The following is a 10,460-nucleotide window of genomic DNA, read 5'->3' on the forward strand; positions in this document are numbered from 1 at the left end:
CTCTTTTACCTTAGTTTGTATTCTTTTTTATCAAAGAAGTCAGTTGTGGGCGGAAGCGATTGTGTTTCACCACTTTGATTTGATCACGCATGTGAGTCAAACTCTCCCGCCGGATATTGAGTTGCAGTGCGCTGACAGTCAGGGGGTTTTTCTTGATAACTTCCCCCCAGCCATTCACCGCCATTGAATGTCCCCATGTCCTGCGGGTGCCATGAACGCCAACCTGCGCAGGTGCCAAAATAATGCATTGATTCTCGATGGCGCGGGCTCTCAGCAGAGGTTCCCAATGTGATTTACCTGTCAGACGTGTGAAAGCCGCCGGAACGGAGATAAGCTCCGCGCCCTGTTCACGCAATGCCTGAAATAACCCAGGAAAACGCAAATCATAACAGATAGTCATCCCTAAACGACCAACAGGTGTATCAACAACAGTAATGTGTTCCCCACGCTGATAAATGGCGGATTCATTATAAGAACCATGTTCATCACTGATATTGACATCAAACATGTGGATTTTGTCGTAACGGGCGCGGATTTCTCCCTGATCATCAAACAACAGGCTGCTACTCGTGATACGGTCTGAATTTTCCCTGCTGATCATCGGCATGGAACCAATCAGCAGCCAGATGCCATAGCGTTGTGCAATTTCACTCACTGCCTGTTGCAACGGACCATGCCCCTGTGTTTCTGCATGTTCACGGTAGGTATCAGCATCTGCGAACAATAACGCATTCTCCGGGGTCAGAACCAGTTTTACTGTCTCTGGCAGTTGCTTAATCTGTTGTTCTATCTGCGCTAAATTATGTTTAACGTTTGTACCACTGCATAATTGTAAAAGTGCAACATTGACGTTTCTCATGGCCCTTTTTTCTCCTTAAGCTGACGTAAAACTTCATCAATTTTAGGCTGTTCGAGGCTACCCGTTAACCGATAGCGAATCACTGATATTTTGTTCCATAACGGCCCCAGCACTTTTGTTGCTGCAAAAACTGCGGCACCAACCACAGGATTGATAGCAAAGGCCGTCGCCACTCCCACCGTTGTCGAAATTTCTGGCGTAATCACCAGTTCCATACTGATCTGACGATTAACCAAATCGGTCTTACCTGTGGCATTGATGTCTGCTGCCAATCCATCAATGAGAAAGTTATCGGTATACATGACGCCATTTTTTATCGTTGCGTCGCCACTAATGGAATCAAAGTTGAAATCATTACTGAATGTGTCACTGAAATCCAATTGTAATTTACGCAACAAAGCATCAAAGCTAATCAGCCTTAATAGTTGCCCTGCCCTGCCACCGCCCAGTTTGGCGATAGCACCTTTTTTCATATTAGCCGCCAGCGTCCCGTTCAGCGTCTTGAGGTCAGGCTGCCACGGCACATCGCGCCAATTCACATTGAAATCAAATTTAAAAGGCGCATCAACGATCGGGACAACAAATCCCAGATAAGCCGCCATATCATCGAATTTTTTCCCGGATAATTGCCCTTTGAGCTGGGTATGGTTCCGGGTATGGTTCTGGGTATGGTTCTGGGTATGGTTCTGAGTATCGTTTCCCGTGCTATTTTCATTCCAGCGGCCAGACAAAGACAGTTTTCCGGCACTATTCTCTACTTGTCCCTTGGTCAGAATCAGGGAATCGCCTTCCGGCATGATAGATGCTGATACTTTGCCGAGTTTTAGTCCAGCAATCCAGCACTCTGTACACTCGATATTCAATTCAGGCCAGCGATTCAGAGAATAATGAGGAGACGAAGCCTCGTTTGGCATTAACTTATTGTCATCTTCTGACGAACTGGTCGTAAAGTTGGGATCGTAATAAAGATAATTGATTGATGCCTGCATCGATTTACTGTTGTGAATCAATACACTGCCGTTAATCTCGTCTCCCGCAGCACTCACTTTCATGCCATCAGCCTGTTGAACAATACCGAATTCAAGCTGATTCCAGCGCTGCCCGCCAAAATCCAGTGAAGGTAATGAAATTTCAAATACGTTTGGCCACAATAAACCATTCTCTGTTGATGAGTTCCGCTTCACTGACTCAACCAATGCCAATAATTTTTCACCATCAATCGCAGGTAATTTTAATGCGAACAGCGATTTTTCCGGCAAAGCCGGTATCCCTTCGCCATCGGTATAAAATATGCCACGCCGTAACCGGACATGCTCTTTTTCCAACATCCATTGCGTATTGAACGTGTATCGTTTCCCCATTGAACCTTTCAACTGAAGCTGGTTCATATCGCCTTCCGCAAGAATATTGGCTTTATTCCATTCCCGCAGCGATTCTGTATCCAATGCGGGTAATTTACTGCTGAGATGTGACAAATCTGCATCCACCGCCACACGATATTTCACGTTGTCCGTTGATGGTCGATTATTGGCAGATGACTTGCCCGACGGTATCGTAATATTGACTTTACCCTGCCAATTCAGTGTCCCTGATAGTTTCCGGCGAATTTCAGCAGGAAGCGCCGGCAATGTCTGCGCAGCCCAACGTGCATCCAGATTCACACCGACCAGATAATGTTTTGGCAAATCCTGAGTGGAAAACCGCAAGGACAACGGATGCCCGAACCAATTGGCGGAAAGAACATCACTTTTTAAGTTGCCATTGTCAAAACGAAATTTGCCACTGAGATGTTTCATCTGGCTATTCAGAGGTTTGATAAACAGATCAGTATCTTTGAGCGCGATTTCCCCACTCGCTTTAACTTCACCATGCTCCAGTGGGATATCCAGATGGAGTTTGCCATCCACTCTACCGTCAAGTTGCAAACTATCCAGTGCGCTGCCAATCGAGTCTGCCATTGGGCTGTGGTTGAAATAATCGCGGATACCCTTTCCATCACCGGATAATTCAGCATCGATAAACAGTTTATATTTGTCATAATCAGGGATCACCGCTGAGACTTGGGTTGCATTCACTTCCCCCAACTGCGCTTTTGCTGCCTGCATCCGTAATCCGTTATTCTGGAAATTCAGGTCAATATCCAAGTCAAACAGGGCTGGCCAGTCTGGTTGATATTGAAAGGTGGCATTGCGCAGAGGAACCGCTATCTGAAATTGGCCGTTGTTTTGTTTGAATGGAAAATCATGGGGATCACCCCTGAAAATAACCGTGGCATTATCAACCTGCCCTTTAATCAAAGAGGTGGTCAAATAATCTGTCAGGGATTCTCCCATCAGTGGCTTGGGAAAATAACGCCATGCCTCGCCCACATCGTCAGCCCTGATCCCGGCGAGTATTTCCAGAATAGGCTGCCCAGTTGATGGTTTCAGATAATGGAAGTGACCATTGAGCCATAGCGATTTTGCCTGCAAATCCAGTCCCTGACTCCACACTTCCATGCCATGGCTGTTATTTTTCCAGGTAACGTCTCCTTCACTGCTGGCAATTTCCAATGGTGCCTGAAACATATTGCCATAATCAATGGTGCTGTCTTTCAGTTCAAATCTGAGATTGCCCCACTGTTTATTACCCTCCAGCACACCGCTGAAGTGGCTGACTGAAGGCAGATCTTTCCAGAGTAGCCAACTCACATCCTGCCATTTCATGCGAATTCCCAACTCATCGGGAAGTTCAGGCGTGATATCAAGGGCAAAACTGCTAAGCCTGCCTTTCGGCTGCAATTGCTGCCAATTCTTGACAATATCCGGTGTCACAAAAGAGAGTATTGGCAATATTCCGTTCAGGCGCTCAAGCTGAATATTTTCGGCACGAATACGCCAGTGATCTTTACCCTGATATTCATGGGACTGGTTAACATACAGCGCCGCAATATGTCCTACAGGCCATTGCTGATCACGGGTTTTCAGGCTTTCCAGATTTGGAACATCAAATAGCCATCCATCTCCCTGGCGACGCATTTGCAGGAATAAATCATTAACCGCAAGCTGGTGTTTTTCACTGCCGACATGCCAGTTGGCTTCTCCCTGCTTAAGTTGCAGACGCCCACTATCAACCCGTCCGTCTTTCAAAGTGATCCAACTTGCTAAGCTAAAATGCGCATTTTCCAGCCCCGTATTATTCCTTAACCAATGGCTTAACCACAGCCGCATATCGATATCATCAGCCTGCAAATAAATGACACCATTATCCAGAATCCCATTGATATCTTTCAGGTCAAATTTCACCTGAACAATCCCTTCCTGACCATTAATTGACGAGAGGTTTACACTGCCTTGTGCCCGATGGCGGTTATTTTGATTAAGCCACGTTAATTGAGGCAGCAGCAGGTCGGCTTTTTCACCAGATGGCGTCAGAAAGGTCAGGCGACTATCGTGCAGGTCAAAATGATTGAATTGCTCAAGAAATAAGGCGGAGAGGCTATCCGGTTCAGAAAGCATATTTTCGCCGTCTGACCCGAACAGCGCCTTATCATAATTTACCTGAAGCTGATAAAAGGACAGATCACGAAAATGCCAGCGCCACTGCAAAAGTGAACGCCAGACATCCAAAGAAAGCGTGATCTTTTTGGCAGATATATCGACATTCTTTGATTTTGCGCTGATATCACGAATTTCCAGACTGGGGCCAAATGGTTCCCAATGTCCATTGATGTAACCAATATTGACAGGTATGTCTGTCACGGCAGCAATTTTCTCCGCCAATTGCTGACGATAATCATTGATATGGGGCAGGAAGAAACGCAGCCCGCTGACAAGCAAAGCCACAATGATAATGGCTATTGCGGCTGTCGCTAATAATATCCCCGGCAGTCGCCTCACACATTTCTCCTTGGTTGTCAGCGCTTATTGCTCTGTAAAAACAAGTTTTCTACAAGTCGGTCGTTCAATTCGATGTTTTAATCCAATGTTTTAATCCAATGTTTTAATCCAATGTTTTAATCCAATGTTTATTACATCATAACAACGTCAAATTGCTCCTGACTGTAAAGTTGTTCTGTCTGCACTCTGACCTGTTTGCCTACAAAGATTTCTACCTCCGCCAATGCGTGGGATTCATCCCCTTTCAGAGCTTCACTCACTGCGGGAGAGGAATAAACCAGAAAACGATCAGCATCGATGAGACGGTGAACCCGCACAATTTCACGCAAAATTTCATAGCACACGGTTTCGACGGATTTTACCGTGCCACGCCCCTGACAGGTCGGGCAGTTATCACACAAAATATGTTCGATACTTTCCCGTGTACGCTTGCGCGTCATCTCCACCAAACCCAGTTGGGAAAAACCATTAATGGTGGTTTTCACGCGATCCTTGCTTAATGCCTGTTCCAGAGAGGTCAATACTCGGCGACGGTGTTCTACATTAACCATGTCAATAAAATCAATGATAATGATGCCGCCTAAATTACGCAGCCTTAATTGTCGCGCGATCGCTTGTGTGGCTTCAATATTGGTATTAAAAATCGTTTCTTCCAGATTGCGATGACCGACAAAAGCGCCCGTATTAATATCAATGGTCGTCATGGCTTCCGTTTGATCAATAATCAGATAACCACCCGACTTTAATTCCACTTTACGTTCCAGCGCCCGCTGAATCTCATTTTCTACATCATACAGATCGAATATCGGCTGGTTTCCCTGATAGTGATCCAGCTTAGCGTTCATTTCAGGGATATATTCGTCAATAAATTCTTGTAACTGAGTATATGTCTGGCGGGAGTCAACCCTGATGCGATCAAGAGATGCTCCAGCAAAATCACGCAGAATGCGCTGGGCCAGCGCCAATTCACCATAGACTTTATTTTTAGTGATATTACGTTTCTTACGTTTGATCACTTTGCTCCACAGGCGTTTCAAAAATGCCGCATCCTGTGCAATTTCTTCTGTCCCCACGCCTTCAGCAGCAGTGCGAATAATAAAGCCACCATGTTCATCACAGTAATCCATGACGATACTTTTCAGGCGTTCGCGCTCTTTTTCACTCTCTATCCGCTGTGAAACACCAACATGTGATGCGCCGGGCATAAAGACCAGATAACGTGACGGCAACGTGATATCCGTCGTCAGGCGGGCACCTTTTGTCCCCAGAGGATCTTTCACTACCTGTACGATTAAATCTTGTCCCTGACTAACCAGTTCCGCAATATCCCTGACATGAAAATTCTTTCGCTCCTCACCTGCAATACATTCAGTATGAGGCATAATATCCGAAGCGTGCAAAAAAGCGGCTTTCTCCAGACCAATATCCACAAAAGCCGCCTGCATTCCGGGCAAAACCCGGCTCACCCGCCCTTTGTAAATATTTCCGACAATGCCTCTTCTGGCTTCCCGTTCAATATGAATTTCTTGCAAGATACCGCCATCAATATAAGCAACCCGCGTTTCGGATGGTGTTACATTGACTAATAACTCTGCTGTCATGAATAGTTCTTCCCATCAGCTAACGCTAAAAATCGTGTGATTAATTCATACGTTTCAACCAGTGGCAAGCCGACAACAGCATGGTAACTGCCATTAATTTTTCTGACAAAACAACCGCCCTTACCTTGAATGCCATAAGCCCCGGCTTTATCCATTGGCTCCCCAGTTGCAATATATTCCTGTATTTCTTGTTGAGATAACTGGCGGAATATCACATCTGTAATGACTACCGCACTCAAGGTATGTTGACTGTTTGATAAAGCAACAGCCGTTATTACTTGGTGGCACTGACCTGACAAAGCACTCAGGATTTCAGCCGCGTGGGATTGATCATGCGGTTTTTCCAAGATGCGGTTATTCAGTACAACAATGGTATCTGCCCCTAAAACGGGATGATCATGCGGCGCAATTGCCACTCCGGCCTGTGATTTTTCTCTGGCCAATCGAGTGACATATTGCTGTGGAGACTCCCCTTCACGCCATTTTTCTTCGACCTGAGGTGTCAGGATCTCAAAATTAAAATCTAACAATCCCACCAGCTCACGCCGTCTTGGTGAACCCGAAGCTAAATAAATGGTTTTCATCGTGAGTTATCCTTAGAGTCTATTGCATTAGGCTATTTTATGGATTCAGGCTCGTCCGCCTTTAACGAACTGAAAATTGACGGCGGATTTTCCGCATTAATAAGAATAGCCAGGGCCAGAGAATACCATTGACTAAACCACTCCAGAATACTTCAGGATGGAAGACCGTCTTCGGCAGCAAAGTATGCGCTAAAAAAACACATACATTCATCAGGGTTGAAAGCCCTACGACAACCAACGCTTGCTGCCAGAGCGCCATATTGCGGATAAGCTGGAATTTGAAGGCCACCAGAAAACTGATCATGCTGAATGCCAAAGCATGTGCCCCCAGAATACTCCCGTGCAGTAAGTCAGTGATGATACCCAATAAAAACCCTGTACCAACACTGACGCGGTGAGGAAGCGCCAACAACCAGTAAATTAAGCACAGCAACAATAACGTGGGCCGGTACATAAAGAATTGTTCCGGCCACGGCATGATCTGTAGCACTATCGCAATCAGGAAAGATAACCAGATGACCCAACGTCCTCGGCTATGATACTGACTCATTAGCGGTTTCCTGTAGCGGGTGATGGCGATTTTGTCGCGGGATTTGTCGCTGGTGATGCTTGATTGTCACCTTTTGTTTCACCTGAGCCTTGTTCCGGAAACGGCGGTTTTGCTTCCGATGGATTTGGCAATACCTGCGGTAACATCTGCATCAAACGTTCATTGGCTGCACGATAAACTTCCGAAGGCGGCAGGGGTTCTGAGGGATTATTATCCGCTCCCCATAATAGCAGCAGATAACGTAAACGCCGCAATTCAGCCAGTGGACGAGCATGGATAACGGAATGGGCACGTTGGTTATCTATTTTAACAGACGAAACCACCGCCACAGGATAGCCTTCTGGAAAACGACCTCCCAGACCCGATGTCACCAGTACATCACCGACACGAATATCGGTGTCACTCGGCAACGGCTCTAACTGGAGATCATCTGTACATCCCGCACCACCCGCAATAACACGAATATCATTGCGCAGTACCTGAACAGGAAGCGCATGGGTGGGATCGCAAATCAGCAATATCCGGCTGCTCAATTGGCTCACCGAAATCACTTGTCCCACAACCCCCCGATCACTGATCACAGGCTGTCCTTCATATACACCATCTTTAGCCCCTTTATCGATAACCACTTGATCACGATAAGGGTCCATACCACCAGAAATCACCTGCGATACCATCATGTGTTCATCACGACGCAGGGGCGATCCCAGTAATTCACGCAAACGGGAGTTTTCCTGTTTCAATTGCTCCAACAGCAAAATTTTGCTGTTCCGCAATCGCAATTCATTGCGCAGGGTACGATTTTCCAGCTCAAGATGATTCCGGCTAGCCAAAGATTCAGAAATACCATCCAAAAATTGGCGAGGCCCATTGGCCAGAAAATAGAAAGGACTTACAGCCGTATCCATGTAGCTACGGACTTTATTGAAAACACCAAGGCGGCTGTCTATCACAACCAGAATAATGGCAATAATAACAGCAAAAAAGAGTCGTAATTGCAGGGAAGGTCCTCTGCTGAAAATCGGCTTCATAAATTGCGCATTGTTGAGCTGTGTTGTCTCATAAATGATAGAACTCCCGAACAATCAGCAAGGAGGCTAAAATAAAATCTATCCGCCTCCCAGCTCGCAGAGTTAATTTCAATCTTCGCTGAACAGATCGCCACCATGCATGTCGATCATCTCCAGTGCCTTGCCACCACCACGGGCAACACAAGTCAGTGGATCTTCAGCCACAATGACAGGGATACCGGTTTCTTCCATCAGCAGTCGATCAAGATTACGCAGCAACGCACCACCACCAGTCAGTACCATGCCCCGTTCAGAGATATCGGAAGCCAATTCTGGCGGGCACTGTTCCAGAGCCACCATAACCGCACTCACGATGCCAGTCAGTGGTTCTTGCAGGGCTTCAAGAATTTCATTGGAATTCAGAGTAAAGCTACGAGGTACGCCTTCCGCCAGATTACGGCCACGTACTTCAATTTCATGTAGTTCATCCGTTGGGTAGGCAGAACCAATTCCATGCTTGATACGTTCTGCTGTTGCTTCCCCAATCAGAGAGCCGTAGTTACGACGGACATAATTAATGATGGCTTCATCAAAACGGTCACCACCGATACGGACAGAAGAAGAATAAACAACGCCGTTAAGGGAGATAACGGCAACTTCAGTGGTTCCGCCACCAATATCCACCACCATTGAACCCGTTGCCTCGGAAACCGGCAGACCTGCACCGATAGCCGCCGCCATTGGCTCTTCAATCAAAAATACTTCGCGGGCACCTGCACTTTGGGCAGATTCCCGAATGGCGCGACGTTCAACCTGAGTCGCCCCAACAGGCACACAAACCAATACACGCGGACTCGGGCGCATAAAACTGTTGTTGTGAACCTGCTTAATAAAATGCTGCAACATTTTTTCTGTGACATAAAAATCAGCAATAACCCCATCCTTCATCGGACGGATGGCTGCGATATTACCCGGAGTACGCCCCAGCATCTGCTTTGCTTCAAGCCCTACTGCTGCAACACTTTTTGGTGAACCCGCCCTGTCTTGGCGAATGGCAACGACAGAGGGCTGATCCAATACGATTCCCTGCCCTTTAACATAAATAAGGGTATTGGCAGTACCCAAGTCAATGGACAAATCGTTGGAAAACATGCCACGAAATTTCTTTAACATAACGAAAGGATAATCCTGCAAGCTGGGGACGGAGATTGTCCGTCTACTCTACCAACCACATGAAGCAGCGACAAGGCGCATGATTAACTACTTTTACTACTTCAATAAAAGTGGCTACGTTATTCACATCAGAAACACGATATTCTACGTTACTTTTCTCTAACGGAGCAGAAAAAAACTGCATAAAAATGGGCTAATTTCACCAATAACTTCATTACAGCATCCCAAAATGGTCTGATGCACTAAAAAAACAACATTATAGTGCATATTGGAATGCTGCTATCCCGCTTTTAGCGCTTCTATATTGCACGATGATCATTTCAGTAAGTTCGACCAAAATTCACATTCTCTCAAAAATATTCTTCTTCTTACGAGCACAATGACGAATCAATACAGTGCCATAAAACCAGAAGAGATCCTGTCACTTACTCTGTGGTGACGTAATATCGGAAAAACAGACTCAAAAACAAGAAGTAAAAAATGCAAAACCAAAAAAACGACAGTTCCACGGCGGAATAGTCTCTTAAGTATAAAGTAATAGATGAATTTGGCAGGAATAGGGGCAGGATTTGCAAAAATATCGCCAGCTTAAACGTCAATAGACAAAAATAAGGATTATTCTGAGCCTGTTATTCAAACCATCCTCCTTATTGTTATCCTGTATATTATTATCTTTTACAGTGTCATCCTGAACAAAAATAAGTAACCACTGTTTTGCCATTCTCTATCACAATATTGTTGCCTGCCCGTTTCAGCTCGTCAGATTTTATCTATAGTGTGATGACGTCAATATAGTGTGATGACG

The 10,460-nt window shown here is 45.8% G+C and carries 7 protein-coding genes; all 7 read right to left on the reverse strand.

Annotated elements, in window-relative coordinates:
* Positions 1-10: 10 nt before the first annotated feature.
* Entirely contained in the window at positions 11-859 is an 849-nt protein-coding gene (nit1, locus tag FE394_RS15310) for a deaminated glutathione amidase (RefSeq protein WP_319927231.1), read from the reverse strand.
* On the reverse strand, positions 856-4,737 hold the full coding sequence (gene yhdP / locus FE394_RS15315) for an AsmA2 domain-containing protein YhdP (RefSeq protein ID WP_319927232.1): 3,882 nt from the start codon (positions 4,735-4,737) through the stop codon (positions 856-858). The genes nit1 and yhdP overlap by 4 nt, the downstream gene beginning before the upstream one ends.
* Before the next feature lie 131 nt (positions 4,738-4,868).
* Complete coding sequence (gene rng, locus FE394_RS15320) at positions 4,869-6,338, reverse strand: ribonuclease G (RefSeq protein WP_319927233.1); 1,470 nt, start codon at positions 6,336-6,338, stop codon at positions 4,869-4,871.
* Positions 6,335-6,922, reverse strand: a complete 588-nt coding sequence (locus FE394_RS15325) for a Maf family protein (protein WP_319927234.1) — start codon at positions 6,920-6,922, stop codon at positions 6,335-6,337. Before FE394_RS15325 ends, rng begins: the two co-directional genes overlap by 4 nt.
* A gap of 61 nt (positions 6,923-6,983) precedes the next feature.
* Positions 6,984-7,472 carry a rod shape-determining protein MreD gene (gene mreD, locus FE394_RS15330; protein WP_319927235.1) on the reverse strand — a complete coding sequence of 163 codons (489 nt, stop codon included), beginning with the start codon at positions 7,470-7,472 and terminating at the stop codon, positions 6,984-6,986.
* Positions 7,472-8,503 carry a rod shape-determining protein MreC gene (gene mreC / locus FE394_RS15335; protein ID WP_319927236.1) on the reverse strand — a complete coding sequence of 344 codons (1,032 nt, stop codon included), beginning with the start codon at positions 8,501-8,503 and terminating at the stop codon, positions 7,472-7,474. Before mreC ends, mreD begins: the two co-directional genes overlap by 1 nt.
* Before the next feature lie 108 nt (positions 8,504-8,611).
* Positions 8,612-9,655, reverse strand: coding sequence for a rod shape-determining protein MreB (gene mreB, locus FE394_RS15340; protein ID WP_319927237.1), 1,044 nt, complete (start codon positions 9,653-9,655; stop codon positions 8,612-8,614).
* Positions 9,656-10,460 lie beyond the last annotated feature (805 nt).

This window comes from Xenorhabdus littoralis, assembly GCF_033949345.1.
GTDB classification, from domain to species: Bacteria; Pseudomonadota; Gammaproteobacteria; order Enterobacterales; family Enterobacteriaceae; genus Xenorhabdus; species Xenorhabdus littoralis.